The sequence below is a fragment of the Streptomyces sp. NPDC058198 genome, assembly GCF_042882605.1.
In the GTDB taxonomy this organism is placed as follows: domain Bacteria; phylum Actinomycetota; class Actinomycetes; order Streptomycetales; family Streptomycetaceae; genus Streptomyces.
Genome location: NZ_JBHVVP010000001.1, coordinates 1,896,663 through 1,913,906, shown reverse-complemented (window position 1 = coordinate 1,913,906; position 17,244 = coordinate 1,896,663). Strand labels below are relative to the sequence as shown.

General features: G+C 71.1%; 14 protein-coding genes. 11 read left to right on the top strand and 3 right to left on the bottom strand.

The genetic code is table 11. From position 1 onward, the window contains the following. Positions 1-56 precede the first annotated feature (56 nt). Entirely contained in the window at positions 57-785 is a 729-nt protein-coding gene (locus tag ACFVWW_RS08360) for a class III extradiol dioxygenase subunit B-like domain-containing protein (protein WP_386876668.1), read from the top strand. Positions 786-905: 120 nt separating this feature from the next. On the opposite strand, the gene ACFVWW_RS08355 is transcribed toward ACFVWW_RS08360, so the two are convergent. Both ACFVWW_RS08355 and ACFVWW_RS08350 read right to left on the bottom strand, forming a co-directional pair. After that, complete coding sequence (locus ACFVWW_RS08355) at positions 906-1,157, bottom strand: antitoxin (protein WP_386876666.1); 252 nt, start codon at positions 1,155-1,157, stop codon at positions 906-908. A 30-nt stretch (positions 1,158-1,187) separates the two neighbouring features. Continuing rightward, positions 1,188-1,427, bottom strand: a complete 240-nt coding sequence (locus tag ACFVWW_RS08350) for a hypothetical protein (protein WP_386876665.1) — start codon at positions 1,425-1,427, stop codon at positions 1,188-1,190. Positions 1,428-1,609: 182 nt separating this feature from the next. Between ACFVWW_RS08350 and miaA the strand changes: the two genes are divergently transcribed. The 6 genes from miaA (at position 1,610) to hflX (ending at position 9,606) form a co-directional block, all read left to right on the top strand. Beyond that, complete coding sequence (gene miaA, locus ACFVWW_RS08345) at positions 1,610-2,548, top strand: tRNA (adenosine(37)-N6)-dimethylallyltransferase MiaA (RefSeq protein ID WP_384179912.1); 939 nt, start codon at positions 1,610-1,612, stop codon at positions 2,546-2,548. A 125-nt stretch (positions 2,549-2,673) separates the two neighbouring features. Next, positions 2,674-3,111 (top strand): hypothetical protein, encoded by a 438-nt coding sequence (locus ACFVWW_RS08340; RefSeq protein ID WP_384179914.1) that lies wholly within the window; start codon positions 2,674-2,676, stop codon positions 3,109-3,111. A gap of 63 nt (positions 3,112-3,174) precedes the next feature. Further along, complete coding sequence (gene dapF, locus ACFVWW_RS08335) at positions 3,175-4,083, top strand: diaminopimelate epimerase (protein WP_384336925.1); 909 nt, start codon at positions 3,175-3,177, stop codon at positions 4,081-4,083. A 138-nt stretch (positions 4,084-4,221) separates the two neighbouring features. Beyond that, on the top strand, positions 4,222-6,297 hold the full coding sequence (locus ACFVWW_RS08330) for a RelA/SpoT family protein (protein ID WP_384179918.1): 2,076 nt from the start codon (positions 4,222-4,224) through the stop codon (positions 6,295-6,297). A gap of 165 nt (positions 6,298-6,462) precedes the next feature. Beyond that, positions 6,463-8,001 carry a M1 family metallopeptidase gene (locus tag ACFVWW_RS08325; RefSeq protein WP_386876662.1) on the top strand — a complete coding sequence of 513 codons (1,539 nt, stop codon included), beginning with the start codon at positions 6,463-6,465 and terminating at the stop codon, positions 7,999-8,001. A gap of 114 nt (positions 8,002-8,115) precedes the next feature. Next, positions 8,116-9,606 (top strand): GTPase HflX, encoded by a 1,491-nt coding sequence (gene hflX / locus ACFVWW_RS08320; RefSeq protein ID WP_384179922.1) that lies wholly within the window; start codon positions 8,116-8,118, stop codon positions 9,604-9,606. Positions 9,607-9,732: 126 nt separating this feature from the next. Here hflX and ACFVWW_RS08315 read toward each other — a convergent pair whose 3' ends face one another. After that, positions 9,733-10,956 (bottom strand): trypsin-like serine peptidase, encoded by a 1,224-nt coding sequence (locus ACFVWW_RS08315; protein WP_386876660.1) that lies wholly within the window; start codon positions 10,954-10,956, stop codon positions 9,733-9,735. Positions 10,957-11,238: 282 nt separating this feature from the next. On the opposite strand from ACFVWW_RS08315, the gene ACFVWW_RS08310 reads away from it, so the two are divergent. The 4 genes from ACFVWW_RS08310 to ACFVWW_RS08295 are packed head-to-tail and all read left to right on the top strand — an operon-like array spanning position 11,239 to position 17,225. Beyond that, on the top strand, positions 11,239-12,603 hold the full coding sequence (locus ACFVWW_RS08310; protein ID WP_386876658.1) for a diaminobutyrate--2-oxoglutarate transaminase family protein: 1,365 nt from the start codon (positions 11,239-11,241) through the stop codon (positions 12,601-12,603). 29 nt (positions 12,604-12,632) lie between these two features. After that, complete coding sequence (locus ACFVWW_RS08305; protein ID WP_384179928.1) at positions 12,633-14,546, top strand: IucA/IucC family protein; 1,914 nt, start codon at positions 12,633-12,635, stop codon at positions 14,544-14,546. A 42-nt stretch (positions 14,547-14,588) separates the two neighbouring features. Further along, a complete protein-coding gene (locus ACFVWW_RS08300) occupies positions 14,589-15,326 on the top strand; it encodes a GNAT family N-acetyltransferase (RefSeq protein WP_386876656.1) in 738 nt (245 codons plus the stop codon). 60 nt (positions 15,327-15,386) lie between these two features. Next, on the top strand, positions 15,387-17,225 hold the full coding sequence (locus ACFVWW_RS08295; protein WP_386876654.1) for an IucA/IucC family protein: 1,839 nt from the start codon (positions 15,387-15,389) through the stop codon (positions 17,223-17,225). The last annotated feature ends 19 nt before the right edge of the window (positions 17,226-17,244 follow it).

The following is a 17,244-nucleotide window of genomic DNA, read 5'->3' as shown; positions in this document are numbered from 1 at the left end:
CAGGCCTGAACCGGGCGCGGGGCCGAGCGCTCCCGCCCCCGCGCTAGGGTGCGATCATGCTGGTCGCCGCTGCTGTCTGCCCCTGTCCGCCGCTGCTCGTGCCCGCCGTGGCAGCGGGGGCGGCCCCCGAGCTGGACGCGCTGCGCGCCGCGTGCGCCGATGCCCTCGGGGTGCTGTCCGCCGCCCGGCCCGACCGGCTGATCGTCGTCGGACCCGCCGAGGAGGAGGGCCGGGGGCCGCATCCTCAGGGTGCCACCGGGTCCTTCCGCGGCTTCGGGGTGGATCTCGACGTCGTGCTGGGCGGAGGCGGAGGCGGAGCCGTCGTCGGCGAGCACGACGAGCGCGAGCTGCCGGCCTCCCTGGCCGTCGCCGCCTGGCTGCTGGAGCGTGTCCGCTGGTCCGCCGCTCCGGTCACCGGGCTCGGTGTCGGGGAACCTCTTGCCGCCGAGCGGTGTATTCAGACCGGACAGGAGATAGCGGCGCGCTCCGGCCGGGTGGCACTGCTGGTGATGGGCGACGCCGGCGCGTGCCGCTCGCTGAAGGCGCCCGGCTATCTCGACGAGCGCGCGGCCGGGTTCGACGAGGGGGTCGCCCGGGCCCTGGAGACGGCGGACGTGGCAGCGCTGAAGGCGCTGGACGCGGAGCTGGCGTACGAACTGAAGGCGGCGGGCCGGGCGCCGTGGCAGGTGCTCGCGGGCGCGGCCGAGGGCGCGGGCCTGGGCGGTGAGCTGCTGTACGAGGACGCGCCCTACGGCGTCGGGTATCTCGTCGCGGCCTGGTCCTAGCCTCACGCGCCGACCGGGCCGGCCGGGACGCGGGCCGGGTCCGGGTACGGCAACGGCCGCGAGGCGCTGTGGTGCGCCCCGCGGCCGTGATGGCCGAGGTCGTCGGCCGGGAGCCGAGGGTCAGGTGGCGGGCGGCGGCGGGGGAGTACCGCCCTTACCGTCGTCCTTGTGGGCGAGCCGGTCCAGGGCGTCCTTCGCCTTGCCCGTACCGGAATCGATCTTGCTGCTGTACTTTCCCTTGGTCTTCTGATCGACCGCTCGGGCGGCCTTGTCCAGCCCGTGGCCGATTCTGTCCCCGTGATGTTGCGCGAGGTCAGAGACCTTGTCCTTGGCCGGAGACATCTTGGCCTTCAGTGAATCCAGGAAACCCATGGGCCACCTTCCCTCAGAGGAGTCAACAGCCTACTTGCGGGCGCTCTCCCCGGCCTCATTGTCCGCGGCGGCCTCCGCCGACTGCTGCTTCGGGATCTCCACACTCTCGGAGACCACGGCGCTCTCGGAGACCACGGCCCCGGCCTCGCCGCCCTCGGCCGGCCCGGCTTCCGCCGTGGCGTCTACCGTTGGAGGGACGGCCTGTGCCTCCGGGGTTGACGCCGCGGACGTGGCCGCAGACGTACGGCGGAACCACGCAAAAACACCCATATCTACTCCATAGCCTACTCGTGGGGGTGAAATTCCGCGCCGCCCGGAGCGTTCCATTGCGCCGCTCAGGGGCACCGGCCAGAAAACCGGCGGCCGGAACCTCGCAACAGGCAACGAACCCGGACGTGTGCCGTCACGTAACTCGTTCGGGTAGGGGCCCTCAAGTTTGCGAGACTGGGGACGTGAGAAGCGCAGCTCCCGCACCGCGGGTCATCGCCGTCGTCGGTCCCACCGCGGCCGGTAAGTCCGATCTGGGCGTCCACCTCGCCCGGCAACTCGACGGTGAGGTCATCAACGCCGACTCCATGCAGCTCTACCGTGGGATGGACATCGGAACCGCCAAGCTGACGACCGAGGAGCGGGCCGGCGTCCCGCACCATCTCCTGGACATCTGGGATGTCACCGAGGCCGCCAGCGTCGCCGAGTACCAGAAGCTCGCCAGGGCGGAGATCGAGCGGCTGCTCGCAGCGGGGCGCACCCCCGTCCTGGTGGGCGGCTCGGGGCTCTACGTACGGGGCGCCATCGACGCCCTCGACTTCCCCGGCACCGACCCCGAGGTGCGCGCCCGGCTCGAGGCGGAGCTCACCCTGCGCGGATCGGGCGCCCTGCACGCCCGGCTGTCCGCCGCGGACCCCCAGGCCGGCCGCGCGATCCTCCCCAGCAACGGCCGCCGTATCGTCCGGGCGCTGGAGGTGATCGAGATCACCGGCAAGCCCTTCACGGCCAATCTGCCGGGCCACGACGCGGTATACGACACCGTGCAGATCGGGGTCGATGTCGACCGCCCCGAGCTGGACACGCGGATCGCGCGGCGGGTCGACCGGATGTGGGAGGCGGGACTCGTGGACGAGGTGCGCGCCCTGGAGGCCCGGGGCCTGCGCGAAGGGCGTACCGCGTCGCGCGCGCTCGGCTACCAGCAGGTTCTCGCGGCGCTGGCGGGGGAGTGCACCGACGACGAGGCGCGTGCGGAGACCGTGCGCGCCACCAAACGCTTCGCCCGCCGCCAGGACTCGTGGTTCCGCCGCGACGCGCGCGTGCACTGGCTGAGCGGCGGAACGGAGCACCGGGAGGAACTCCCGCACCGGGCGCTGGCGTTGGTCGAACGGGCGGTTACAGCCTGATCACGTGATGGCATCGGGACGCTCCGCCCGTCATTCCGGTACCCATGAGCGTGCCATCATCGAGCATCGATCGACCATCGGGCATCGATCAGCCAGTGGAGTCGGACTTGGGAGGGCGCGTGGCGATGGAGGCCGGCCCTCGCAACGGACAACCCGCGGTACCGGACACGCAGGATGACGCCCCACGGCTGAGTCCTGACGGGCCGGAAGAAGAGACCGTGACCCCGGAGGTCGAGGTCGAACTGCGGCCGCAGCGCCGGCTGCGGATCTGGCAGCTGGCCCCGATCGTGATGCTCGCGGCGATCGGCTCCCTGATGTTCGCCTTCCCCCTCGCCTTCGGCACCGGTGACGGCGGAGCGGTCGTCGCCATGCTGGGACTGCTGATCAGCTGCTGCGCGGCGGGCTGGGGCATGATGGCCGCCCGCCGGGTGGGCCACACCTGGCCGGGGCTGCCCTCGCGCTCCTCCGGCGAGCGCCCGGACTGGCGGGTCATCGCCCTGTACGTGACCGTGGCCGCCGCCCTGGTCGCCCTCGCCGTCTGGCGCGTCGCCCGGCTGCGCTGACCTCGGCGCCCCGCCGGGACGCCGGACAGCGGATCTGTCGGTGCCGGCTCGTACGATGGTCCCGTGAGCACCTCGCAGAGCGCACCGATCGCCTTCCTCAAGGGCCACGGGACCGAGAACGACTTCGTGATCGTTCCCGACCCGGACAACGTCATCGACCTGCCCGCACGGGCCGTCGCCCGCCTCTGTGACCGCCGGGCCGGCATCGGCGGAGACGGGCTGCTGCATGTCGTGCGGTCCGCGGAGCACCCCGAGGCGCGTGCCATGGCCGGCGAGGCCGAGTGGTTCATGGACTACCGCAATGCCGACGGGTCCATCGCCGAGATGTGCGGTAACGGCGTGCGGGTCTTCGCCCGCTACCTGCAGCGTGCCGGCCATGTGGAGGCGGGCGACCTGGCCGTGGCCACGCGCGGCGGCGTGAAGAAGGTGCACCTCGCCAAGAACGCCGAGACCAAGAACGGCATCGAGGGCGGCGCCATCACGGTCCACATGGGACGCGCCGCGCTCCCCGAGGACGGTGTGACGGTCACCGTCGGCGACCGCGCCTGGCCCGCCCTCAACGTCAATATGGGCAATCCGCACGCGGTCGCGTTCGTGGACGACCTGGCGCACGCCGGGAATCTGTTCTCCGAGCCGCCCGTCAGCCCCGGGTCCGTCTACCCGGACGGGGTGAACGTCGAATTCGTGGTCGACCGCGGCCCCCGCCATGTCGCCATGCGCGTCCATGAGCGCGGCTCGGGAGAGACACGCTCCTGCGGCACGGGCGCCTGCGCCGTGGCCGTCGCCGCGGCACGCAGGGACGGCGACGACCCCGCGGTGACCGGCGTCCCCGTCACGTACACCGTGGATCTCCCCGGCGGACGACTGGTCATCACGGAGCGTCCTGACGGCGAGATCGAGATGACCGGGCCCGCCGTGATCGTCGCTGAGGGTCACATCGACCCGGTGTGGCTCGAAACGGCCTTCGCATAACGCTTCGCTCGAATGGGTGATCCGTTTCCCGCCGGGCAAGGGCGGGACTGCTCCACGTGGTGGGCTCGGTAGCATCAAGCACCGGCCCGGAGGGCGCTCCTGCTCTTCCACCGCCGGACGAAGCTGCCGGAGGTGCCCATGAGTGCAGAGGCCACCAACCCTGGTGCCCATAGCCGCAGACGCGGTATTCCCAGGATCGACCTCCGCAGGCTCGGCAGGGCCGCGTTACTCGGTCCCGCTTCCAGGGACCGGCTGCCCGACGCCATCGGCCATGTCGCGGACGCCCACCGCGCGCACCACCCGGACGCCGATCTCGCCGTGCTGCACAAGGCGTACGTCCTCGCCGAGACCTCGCACCGCGGGCAGTACCGCAAGAGCGGCGAGCCGTACATCACGCATCCGCTGGCGGTGACCCTGATCCTCGCCGAACTGGGCGCCGAGACCACGACACTGACGGCCTCTCTTCTCCACGACACCGTCGAGGACACCGAAGTGACGCTCGACCAGGTGCGCGCGGAGTTCGGTGACGAGGTCTGCTATCTGGTCGACGGAGTGACCAAACTGGAGAAGGTCGACTACGGCGCCGCCGCGGAGCCCGAGACCTTCCGCAAGATGCTCGTCGCCACCGGCAACGACGTCCGGGTGATGTCGATCAAGCTGGCGGACCGGCTGCACAACATGCGCACCCTCGGGGTGATGCGTCCCGAGAAGCAGGCCCGTATCGCCAAGGTCACCCAGGACGTGCTCATTCCGCTCGCCGAACGCCTCGGCGTCCAGGCGCTCAAGACCGAACTGGAGGATCTGGTCTTCGCGATCCTCCACCCCGAGGAGTACACGATCACCCGGGCCCTGATCGCGGACAACGCCACCGCGGGGGACGCGCTCGCGGTCATCTCCGAGGACGTCAGGCGGGTGCTGCGCGAGGCGGGCATCACCGCCGAGGTCCTCGTCAGACCACGGCACTTCGTCTCCGTGCACCGGTCCAGGCTCAAACGCGGCGAGCTGCGCGGCACGGACTTCGGCAGGCTGCTGGTGCTGGTCGGCGAGGACGCCGACTGCTACGCCGTCCTGGGCGAGCTGCACACCTGCTTCACCCCGGTGATCTCGGAGTTCAAGGACTTCATCGCCGCCCCCAAGTTCAACCTGTACCAGTCGCTGCACACGGCGGTCGCGGGGCCGGACGGCGCGGTCGCCGAAGTCCTCATCCGTACGCATCAGATGCACCAGGTCGCCGAGGCCGGAGTCGTCGCGCTCGGCAACCCCTACGCCTCGGTCGATGTGGTGGAGCCGCAGGACGGTGAGCGCGCCGATCCGACCAGGCCCGGCTGGCTCTCCCGGCTGCTGGTGTGGCAGCAGGCGGCCCCCGACCCCGACACCTTCTGGACGACGCTTCGCGCCGACCTCGCACAGGACCGGGAGATCACCGTCTTCCGCGCCGAGGGCGGCATGCTCGGGCTGCCGGTCGGGGCGACCTGTGTGGACGCGGCGTACGCCCAGTACGGCGAAGCGGCGCACGGCTGCCTCGGGGCGAGGGTCAACGGCCGGCTGGCGACGCTGAGCACGGTCCTGAGCGACGGTGACACGGTCCAGCTGCTGCTGGCCCAGGACGGGGGCTCGGGGCCCTCGCGCGAGTGGCTGGACCACGCCCGTACGGCCAGTGCCCGGATCGCGATCACCGGATGGCTCGCGGCGCACCCGGAGGCCGTGGGGCTTCCCGCCGTCGCGCCCCGTGCCCGCCTCGCCGTCACCGCCGACCGGCGCGGCGCCGCCAACGCCGTAGTGGACCTGCCGGGCGCGACCGTACGGCTGGCAGGCTGCTGTACGCCCGTACCGCCGGACGCGATCACCGGTTTCTCGGTCCGCGGCGGCGCCGTCACGGTCCACCGGGAGGAATGCCCGGCGGTGGCCCGGATGCGGGCCACCGACCGGGCCCCGGTGACGGTGAGCTGGGGAGACACGCCCGGGTGCCGGGTCACGCTGTACGCGGAGTCCTTCGGGCGTCCCCGGCTGCTCGCCGATCTCACGGAAGCCATCGCCACGGCGGGCGCCGCGATCGTCTCGGCCAACGTCGAGCCGCCCAGTGAGCAGCGCGTACGGCACACGTACACGCTGGAGCTGCCCGACGCGGCGGGGCTGACCCGGCTGATGCGCGCGATGCGCGACGTGCCCGGGGTGTACGACGTCAGCCGGGCCCAGCATCCGGCTACCGCCTGAGGACCGGCCTCCGGCGACCGCACTCAAGGCCGCGCCGGAGGCCCGTTCGTCAACCGGGCGTGAAGAACGGCATCCGGCCGCCGCCGGGGCCCGGACCTGCCCCTTTCGGGTGGGTGCGGCGCGCGCCGTCTGCGCGCGCGGGGCCCGCGCTGGTAGCGGTGGCTCATGCTGCTCACCTCCCGCCGTCTGCGCGCCGCTCTGCTGGCCGCCGCCTCGGTCACCCTCGTCGCCGCGACCCTGCCCGCGCCCGAGCCGCTCGGCATCGGCGATCCGCTCTTCCCGCAGCTGGGCAATCCCGGCTACGACGTCCTCACGTACGACCTCGACTTCACCTACAGCGGCAACAACAGCAAGCCGCTGGCCGCCCTCACCAAGATCGACGCGCTGGTGACCCAGCGACTGGAGCGGATCAACCTCGACTTCACGCACGGCGTGGTCCGCTCGGTCGCCGTCAACGGCGCACCCGCGCGGTTCGTGACGGCCGGTGAGGACCTCGTCGTCACCCCCGCCAAAGCGGTGGACGCGGGCTCCCGGATGCGGATCACCGTCAGCCACACCAGCGACCCGAGGGGCACGGCCGGCGGCTGGGTGCGGACCACCGACGGGCTGGCGATGGCCAACCAGGCCGATGCGGCGCACCGCGTCTTCCCCGGCAACGATCACCCCGCGGACAAGGCCTACTTCACCTTCCGCATCACCGCGCCCCAGCGGCTGACGGCGGTGGCCAACGGTCTGCCCGAGGGGAAGACCCGCCACGGCGCGAACACCACCTGGACCTATCGCACCCGCCACCCCATGGCCACCGAACTGGCCCAGGTCTCCATCGGCGACTCGGCCGTGATCCGCCGCGCGGGGCCGCACGCACTGCCCGTACGGGACGTGGTGCCGGCCGCCGACCGCGGGAAACTGGAGCGCTGGCTCAAGAAGACACCGGCGCAGGTGCGGTGGATGGAGCAGCAGGTGGGGCGGTACCCCTTCGAGACGTACGGCGTGCTGGTCGCCGGCGCCGACACGGGCTTCGAGCTGGAGACCCAGACCCTCTCGCTCTTCGAGCGCTCCCTGTTCACCCGCTCCGAGTACCCGGAGTGGTACGTCGACTCGGTCATGGTCCATGAGCTGTCCCACCAGTGGTTCGGCGACAGTGTCTCGCCGCGCACCTGGTCCGATCTCTGGCTCAACGAAGGACATGCCACCTGGTACGAGGCGCTGTACGCGCAGGAGCACGCCAAGAAGTCACTGGAGGCGCGGATGCGGGCCGCCTACCGCAAGTCCGACGGCTGGCGGGCGGCGGGCGGCCCCCCGGCGGCCCCCGAGCCCCCGACGGCGGGGCACCAGATCAGCCTGTTCCGGCCGGTGGTGTACGACGGCAGCGCCCTGGTGCTCTACGCGCTGCGGCACGAGATCGGCGCGACGGCCTTCCAGCGGCTGGAGCGGGACTGGGTGCGCGACCACCAGGACGGGACCGCGACCACGGCGGACTTCACCGCGCTGGCGTCGGACATCGCGGGGCGTGACCTGTCCGCCTTCTTCACGGCGTGGCTGTACGGGCGGAAGACCCCGCCGATGCCCGGTCACCCGGAGTGGCGGAGTGTCACCTCGACGAGGACGACCGGCACCGAGCAGGAAACCCGGCACCGCCCGGGAAGCGAGACAGCGCCCCTCAGCCGTGGCATCGTCCCGGAACAGAGCGTGAAACCCGAGTGACGGCCGACCCGAACCGTGCCACCATTCATGAGTCGGCGACGCGGCCGGGAATCAATCCTGGCCGTCACGCGTTGTGACTGGCATAACCGACTTCTCCATCGACGTAAGGATCCAATGACCTCCTCTTCATCCCCTTCCCAGGACGCGCAGAGCTTCGCGGACACTCGCACGGACAGCCTTCGGGCCGATGCCCTGATGGAAGAGGACGTCGCCTGGAGCCACGAGATCGACGGAGAGCGGGACGGCGACCAGTTCGACCGCTCCGAGCGCGCCGCGCTGCGGCGTGTGGCGGGCCTCTCCACCGAGCTGGAAGACGTCACCGAGGTCGAGTACCGCCAGCTGCGCCTGGAGCGCGTCGTGCTGGTGGGTGTGTGGACCTCGGGGACCGTGCGTGACGCGGAGAACTCCCTCGCGGAGCTGGCGGCGCTCGCCGAGACGGCGGGTGCGCTGGTGCTCGACGGGGTGATCCAGCGCCGTGACAAGCCCGATCCGGCCACCTATATCGGCTCGGGCAAGGCCCAGGAGCTCCGGGACATCGTCCTGGAGAGCGGCGCCGACACCGTCGTCTGCGACGGTGAGCTGAGCCCCGGCCAGCTGATCCATCTCGAAGATGTCGTCAAGGTCAAGGTCGTCGACCGTACGGCCCTGATCCTCGACATCTTCGCGCAGCACGCCAAGTCCCGCGAGGGCAAGGCACAGGTCGCGCTGGCCCAGATGCAGTACATGCTGCCGCGGCTGCGCGGCTGGGGTCAGTCGCTGTCCCGGCAGATGGGTGGCGGCGGCGGTGGCGGCATGGCCACCCGCGGCCCCGGTGAGACCAAGATCGAGACGGACCGTCGGCGGATCCGCGAGAAGATGGCGAAGATGCGCCGGGAGATCGCGGAGATGAAGACGGGCCGCGAGATCAAGCGGCAGGAGCGGCGGCGCAACAAGGTGCCGTCGGTCGCCATCGCCGGATACACCAACGCGGGCAAGTCCTCCCTGCTCAACCGGCTCACCGGCGCGGGCGTGCTGGTGGAGAACGCGCTGTTCGCCACCCTCGACCCGACCGTGCGCCGGGCCGAGACACCGAGCGGCCGTCTCTACACCCTGGCCGACACGGTCGGGTTCGTCCGGCATCTGCCGCACCACCTCGTCGAGGCGTTCCGCTCCACGATGGAGGAGGTCGGCAACTCCGATCTCATCCTGCATGTGGTCGACGGCTCGCATCCGGCGCCGGAGGAGCAGCTGGCCGCCGTGCGCGAGGTGATCCGCGAGGTGGGCGCCGTGGACGTACGCGAGATCGTGGTGATCAACAAGGCGGACGCGGCGGACCCGCTGGTCCTGCAGCGCCTGCTGCGCATGGAGCGGCACGCTATTGCCGTCTCGGCGCGCACCGGCATGGGCATGGGTGAGCTGCTCGCACTCATCGACGCCGAGCTGCCCCGTCCCGAGGTCGAGGTCGAGGTGCTCCTGCCGTACACGCAGGGCGGACTGGTCTCGCGGGTGCATGCCGACGGCGAGGTGCTGTCCGAGGAACACACCCCGGAGGGCACGGCGCTCAAGGCCCGCGTCCATGAGGAGCTGGCCGCCGCGCTCGCTCCCTATGTGCCGGTGGCCCGCTGAGCGCACCGGTAGCTGACTGACCGTACGACAAAGGCCCGCACCCTCGACGCGAGGGTGCGGGCCTTCGTCCTGTGCGTCTCCGCCGCAGCCGGCCATGGACGCGAACGCCCATGGCCGGCTCGCGCGTTACTGGCCTGCGAACTTCTCGCTGACGCCGTCGTAAAGGCCCTTGGCCACATCGCCGAGGCGCGGTCCGGCCAGCCAGCCGGCCGTCACCGGGCCTATGGAGGTGTTGGACACCAGGGCGGGCTTGCCGTCCCGGCCGTTCGCGACCCAGCCGCCGCCCGACGAACCGCCGGTCATGGTGCAGCCGATGCGGTACATCGTCGGGTCCTCGGCCGTCAGCGACAGCCGGCCCGGCTTGTCCTGGCACTGGAAGAGCTTCTGGCCCTCGTACGGCGGCGCCGCCGGATATCCGGTCGCCGTCATGGCGGCGATCTCCGCGGTGGCCGGAGCGTTGAAGTCCACCGGCAGAGCCGAACCGACCGTCTCCTCCAGCGACTTGCCGCCGCTGCCCTTCTCCGGGGTCACATGGATCACCGCGAAGTCGTACGGCGCCCCCTGACCGCCCGTCGAGGCGCCCTGGGAGATCCACTGCTCGGAGGTCTGGCCCCAGTCGGCCCACCACACGCCGTGCGGAGCGGCCTGCTCCTTGGTGGCGCTCTCCAACTCGGCCATCGAGAGGCCGCCGTTGTTGTACGAGGGCACGAAGGCGAGGTTGCGGTACCAGCCGCCGCTCTTGCCCGCGTGCACACAATGACCCGCGGTCCACACCATGTTGGACTTACCGGGGTGGGCCGGGTCCTTGATCACGGTCGCCGAGCAGACCATCGAGCCCTCGGGCCCGTCGAAGAACAGCTTGCCCGCCTCGGCCACGTTGTCGCCGTACGGCGTCTTCACGGCCTGCGCGTCGACCGGCTGCGGCGTCGGGTCGGTGACTCCCTCGTCGCCCGAGATGTCCTGCTCGTCGACCGGCTTGTCGGGCTCCTCCGCGTCCCGCATCCGGTCCTGGTCCCAGAGGCCCTCGATGATCGGATTGACGAAGTCCCTGGCCTCACGCAGCCAGGTGTCCTTGTCCCAGTTCTTCCACTCGCCGCCGCGCCACTTGTCCAGATCGATCCCGCGATCCTTGAGCCGGTCCTTGAGATCGTCGGGAATCGTGATCTTGCCGTCGGACGAACCGCCGGCGGTCTCGCTCGCCTGGGCCGACGCGTTGTCGTCGCCCGGCCCGCAGGCGGTGGCCGTCAGCGCGAGGGCCGCGGCGACCGAGACGGCGCCGAGTACAGGAGAGATTCTGCGCCGTGCGCTCCTCCCACGGCGTGCGGCGAGCGTCGGGCGAATGGGTCGCATGGCGTGATCCCCCTGGGACTTCGGAACAGTTCGGAACAGAGTGCGCACCCCGGTCACGGTGCCGGAGCCGGGACGCGGCCCCCCACTATGCCGGTGCCGATGGGGACGGCGTACGGCAGGGCCGCGGTTCCGCGACCCGAAGGATCTTCCGATCGGCCGTGATCCCCGGCACCCGCCGTCGTTGGTACATAGGGGGCGACGTCAGCGCTCACGGTCGAACACTCGGCAGGTGAGCGCCGTACTGACGTGAGACTGAACGTGACAGCGGAAGGACCGACAGCCGTGGCCGTGACCGAACCAGCTCCGGCGGCGCCGACCATCGCCCACGAGGGCATTCTCCGGCGTCAGTCCCTGCGCGAACCGGCCGCGCGTACCTACGCGAGATCGCTGCCCATCGTGCCGGTGCGCGCACGGGGGCTGACGATCGAAGGGGCGGACGGGCGGCGGTATCTGGACTGCCTCTCCGGCGCGGGGACCTTGGCGCTCGGACACAATCATCCGGTGGTCCTGGAGGCGATCAGGAAAGTCCTCGACTCGGGTGCGCCGTTGCAGGCACTCGACCTCGCCACGCCCGTCAAGGACGCCTTCCTCACTGAGCTGTTCGCCACCCTGCCACGGCAGTTCGCCAGCAACGCCCGCGTGCGGTTCTGCGGTCCCGCGGGCACGGACGCGGTCGAGGCCGCCTTCAAGCTCGTCCGCGCCGCCACCGGCCGCAGCGGCCTCCTCGCCTTCACCGGGGCGTACCACGGGATGACGGCCGGAGCCCTCGCCGCCTCCGGCGGTGCCCAGGACATCCGGGTGACCCGGCTGCCCTATCCGTACAGCTACCGGTGCCCCTTCGGTATCGGCGGGGAACGCGGCGCCGAACTCTCCGCCCGCTGGACCGAGAGCCTGCTCGACGACTCCAGGGGCGGACTGCCCGCCCCCGCGGGAATGATCCTCGAACCGGTGCAGGGCGAGGGCGGCATCATCCCCGCCCCCGACGCCTGGCTGCGCAGGATGCGGGAGATCACCGAGGCCCGGTCCATCCCGCTCATCGCAGACGAGGTGCAGACAGGAGTCGGGAGGACCGGTACCTTCTGGGCCGTGGAGCACAGCGGGATCACCCCTGACGTCATGGTGCTTTCCCAAGCGATCGGCGGCTCCCTTCCACTGGCCGTGATCGTGTACCACTCGGACCTCGACTGCTGGCCGCCCGGAGACCGTGCGGGCACCTTCCGTGGTAACCAGCTCGCGATGGCGGCGGGCGCGGCCACCCTCGCGTACGTACGGGAGAACAAGCTCGCCGATCGTGCCGCGACCCTCGGCGCGCGCCTGCTGGGACAGCTCCAGGGCCTCGCCGTGCACCACCCGTGCATCGGAGACGTACGCGGCCGCGGGCTCATGATCGGTGTTGAACTCGTCGCCACGGACGCCGGCGACCCCGCCCCGCCGGACCCCGCCCTCGCCGCGGCGGTTCAGCGAGAATGTCTCAGCCGCGGTCTCATCGTCGAACTCGGTGGACGCCGGTCCGCCGTCGTACGTCTGCTCCCTCCCCTCACCCTCACCGATGAACAGGCCGTGGCGGTCCTCGACCGCTTCGCCGACGCCCTGGCCGCCGCGGAGCGTGCCGCGCTCCGCCGGACAGAAACCGGCCCGTCGTACTGACTCTGGACACCCCCACAAGGAAGCCTTCCGTGAACTCCACTCCCGCACCTGATGTGCCCGAGGCCCACGGCCGTCCCACCGCCGAGGACCGGGGACACCGCCGAGGGCACGACCCGGCGCAAGCCCCCCGGACCGTCGAGTCACCGACCGTGCCCCGCCAACCGGCCGGTGGCTTCGACGAACACCTCGCCTCCACCGCCGACCTGTCAGCGGGGCTACCGGCCGCCGACTACCTCGACCATCCCGACCCCCACAAGGCCGCCGACTCCGCGGCGGTCGAGAATCTGCTGCGCTGCTGGGTCAGGGAGAACAACCTGCCCCGCCCCGACGGCAATGTGCTGCGGATCCCGCTCGACGTCAGTGGCATCGCCCTTCTGGTCCCCGTCCGGTACTGGTCGGCGACGGGCTGGCACCGCTTCGGCATGCCGTTCCTGGAGAGCGGCCCGCACAACGCCCCCGCCGCCGAGGCCGTCACGGTCGCCGCACTCCTCAGCCGTGAGTCCGGCCGCTACCAGGGCGCCGATCTGGTCGGCAGGGTCGCCAACTCCGTCAGCCACACAGCCGACTTCCTCACCGACCGGCGCCGCCGTCCCGAAGCCGCCGCGGACGCGGACCTGTTCCTCACCGCCGAACAGTCGCTGCTCCTCGGGCATCCCCTCCATCCCACACCGAAGAGCCGAGAAGGACTCTCCGAGGCCGAAGCCCGCCTCTACTCACCCGAGTTGCGCGGCTCCTTCCCGCTGCACTGGATGGCCGTCGACCGGTCCGTGCTCGCCGCCGACTCGGCCTGGACCGAGCAGGGCCGTATCGTGCCCGCCGGCCTGCTGACGGCCCGCCTGCTGGGAGACGTCCCCCTTCCCGATCACACCGTGCCCCTGCCTCTCCACCCCTGGCAGGCCCGCGAATTACGGCAGCGACCCGCCGTCGCCGGACTCCTCGACGCCGGCCTCCTCCACGACCTCGGGCCCCACGGAACCCCCTGGCATCCCACCTCCTCGATCCGGACCGTGCACCGGCCCGGCGCCCGGGCCATGCTCAAGCTCTCCCTCGGCGTGCGCATCACCAACTCCCGTCGCGAGAACCTCCGCAAGGAACTCCACCGGGGCGTCGAGGTCCACCGGCTGCTGCGCAGCGGCCTCGCCAAGGAATGGCACGCCGCCCACCCCGGCTTCGACATCGTCCGCGACCCCGCCTGGCTCGCCGTCGACACCCCGGACGGCGAAGCGGTGGGCGGACTCGACGTCATGCTGCGCCACAACCCGTTCGCCCCCGGCGACGACGCCGTCTGCATCGCCGGGCTGACCGCTCCGCGCCCCTATCCCGGCCGGACCGGCATGTATTCGCGCCTGGCCGAGACCATCGCCGGCCTCGCCGCCCGTACCGGCCGTTCCACCGGAGCCGTGTCCGCCGAGTGGTTCCTGCGCTACCTCGACCAGGTGGTACGCCCGGTGCTCTGGCTGGACGGCACAGCGGGCATCGCCCTGGAGGCTCACCAGCAGAACACCCTGGTGCTCCTCGACACCGACGGCTGGCCCGTCGGCGGCCGCTACCGCGACAACCAGGGCTACTACTTCCGTGAATCCCACCGCCCTTCGCTGGAAAGCCGTCTCCCCGGCATCGGCTCGGTGAGCGACACCTTTGTCTCCGACGAGGTCACCGACGAGCGCTTCGCCTACTACCTCGGCATCAACAACGTCTTTGGTCTGATCGGAGCGTTCGGAGCCCAGGGCCTCGCCGACGAACGCGTCCTCCTCGCCGCCTTCCGGCAGTTCCTCTCCCGCGCGGCGGAGCTCGGCTCAGCGCTGCCCGGCCAGCTCCTGGAGTCACCCACGCTGCGCTGCAAGGCGAATCTGCTCACCCGGCTGCACGGCCTCGACGAGCTCGTCGGCCCCGTCGACACCCAGTCCGTCTACGTCACCATCACCAACCCCCTTCGCCATTGAACGAACACGACTCTTCCGAACTGCTGAGAGGAGAGCGCCACTGTGCCTCCCACCGATGCGAGCACCGACACCGGAACCAGCCCCACCCCGCATATCGGCGGGGGCGCCGACGACACTCTTGATCTGCGGCTGCCCGAGGAGCTCATCGCACTGTTCGGAGAGGGCACCCCGACGTCCGTCGGGGTGCCGTCCGACGCGGCCTCGGCCGGTGGCCTGCTCGACGCCCCCGCCGGCTGGGGCCCGGTCACCACGTCCGTCGGTGTCTTCCGGCTCGTCCCCGTCCGCATCGAGCGTGATCTGGCACGGATCACCCGCTGGATGAACGACCCCGCCGTCGCCGCCTTCTGGGAACTTTCCGGTCCGGAAGCCGTCACCGCCGCCCATCTGCGCCCCCAGCTCGAAGGCGACGGCCGCAGCATCCCCTGTCTCGGCGTGCTGGACGGGATCCCCATGAGCTACTGGGAGATCTACCGCGCGGACCTCGACCCCCTCGCCCGCCACTACCCCTCCCGTCCGCACGACACCGGAATCCATCTGCTCGTCGCCGGCGTCGCCGACCGCGGCCGCGGAGTCGGCACCACCCTCCTCAGAGCGGTCTCCGGTCTTGTCCTCGACCACCGCCCGCGCTGCGGGCGCGTCATCGCCGAACCCGACCTGCGCAACACCCCCTCCGTGTCCGCCTTTCTCAGCGCCGGCTTCCGCTTCCAGGCGGAAGTCGATCTCCCCGACAAGCGAGCCGCCCTCATGGTCCGCGACCGCGCCCTTCGCGACCTGCTGTGAACGGTCCGCTGCCTTACATACACCGCTCGATCCCCATCGGTTCCGTCCCGAGGAGTCCATGTGCCGCAGTTCCCCGTCCCCGATGACTCCACCGGCCCCACCGGCTCCGCCGAGCCGACCGCGCTCTTCTCACCACCCGAGCTGAATCCAGGGGCCTGGGGGCGGGCGGCTGGTCGCCTCCTCGCCAAACTGCTCGGGGAATTCGCGTACGAGGAGATCATCGAGCCGGTCCCGGGGACCGCCGACGGCCAGTACGCGCTCACGGTCGACACCGGCGAGGCGCTCACCTTCCGGGCCGCACGCGGCGCCTACGGCAGCTGGCGCGTCGATCCGGAATCGATGGAATACGGGACCGAGCCCTTCACGGATCCCCTGCGGTTCCTGCTGCTGTCCCGCCGGCTGCTCGGACTCGACGGCGAAACGCTCGGGCATCTCGTCCGCGAACTCACCACCACACTCGCCGCCGACGCCCGGCTCGACCACACCGCCCTCACCGCCGCACACCTCGCCGACCTCGGCTACGCCGAACTTGAAGGGCACCAGACCGGCCATCCCTGGATCGTCCTGAACAAGGGCAGGATCGGCTTCTCCACCACCGATGCCGCCCGCTGGTCGCCCGAGGCGCGTACGCGGGCCCAGCTGCCCTGGATCGCGGTCAGCACCTCGCTCGCCACCTACCGGGGCGTCTCCGCCCTGGACACCCCCGACCGGCTCTACGGCCTCGAACTCGACGCCCCGGTCCGCGAGCGCTTCGACTCCGTACTCCGCGGCCGTGGCCTGGACCCCGCCGCCTATCTCTACCTCCCGGTGCACCCCTGGCAGTGGGACGAAGTGCTGGTGCAGCTCTACGCCCCCGCCATAGCCCAGGGAGCGATCGTCCCGCTCCCCACCGACGGTGATCTCCGACTGCCGCAGCAGTCCATCCGTACCTTCCTCAACGTCGCACGGCCCGACCGGCACACGGTCAAACTGCCGCTGTCCATCCTCAACACCCTCGTCTGGCGCGGACTGCCCACGGAGCGCACGCTCGCCGCCCCCGCTGTCACCGCCTGGGTGCACGGACTGCGCGACGCGGACCCCTTCCTGCGCGACGAATGCTCGGTGATCCTGCTCGGCGAAGTCGCCTCCGTGACCGTCGAGCACCCCCTCTACGATCACCTCCCCGATGTTCCGTACCAGTACAGGGAGCTGCTCGGCGCGATCTGGCGTGAGCCTCTCCTGACCCGGCTGGCCCCCGGCGAGCGCGCCCGTACGCTTGCCGCTCTGCTCCACACGGATCAGCAGGGACGTTCCTTCACCGCCGAACTCGTCGCCCGTTCGGGACTCGCCCCCGCCGTCTGGCTGCAGCGGCTGTTCTCGGCCCTGCTCCCGCCTCTGCTGCATTTCCTCTACCGCTACGGGACCGTCTTCTCCCCGCACGGCGAGAACGCCATCGTCGTCTTCGACGACCGGGACGTGCCGGTACGGCTCGCGATCAAGGATTTCGTCGACGACGTGAACATCAGCGCCCAGCCGCTGCCCGAGCACGACGCGATGCCCAGCGACGTGAAGGACGTCCTCCTCAAGGAGGAACCGGCCTTCCTCACCCAGTTCATCCACTCAGGGCTCTTCGTCGGTGTCTTCCGCTTCCTGGCGCCGCTGTGCCAGGAACAGCTGGGTGTGCCGGAGGAGGAGTTCTGGTCCCTCGTACGGGCGGAGATTCTGCGCTACCAGGTCCGCTTCCCGGAGTCCAAGGAGCGGTTCGAGACCTTCGACCTGCTCACGCCCCGTATCGAGCGCCTCTGCCTCAACCGTAACCGTCTCCATCTCGACGGGTACCGGGACCGCTCGGTCCGGCCGCACGCCGCCGTGCACGGCACGGTTCCCAATCCGCTGGCGTCTTGGCAGCCGAGCGAGTGATCGCCGATGTCAGTGGTGC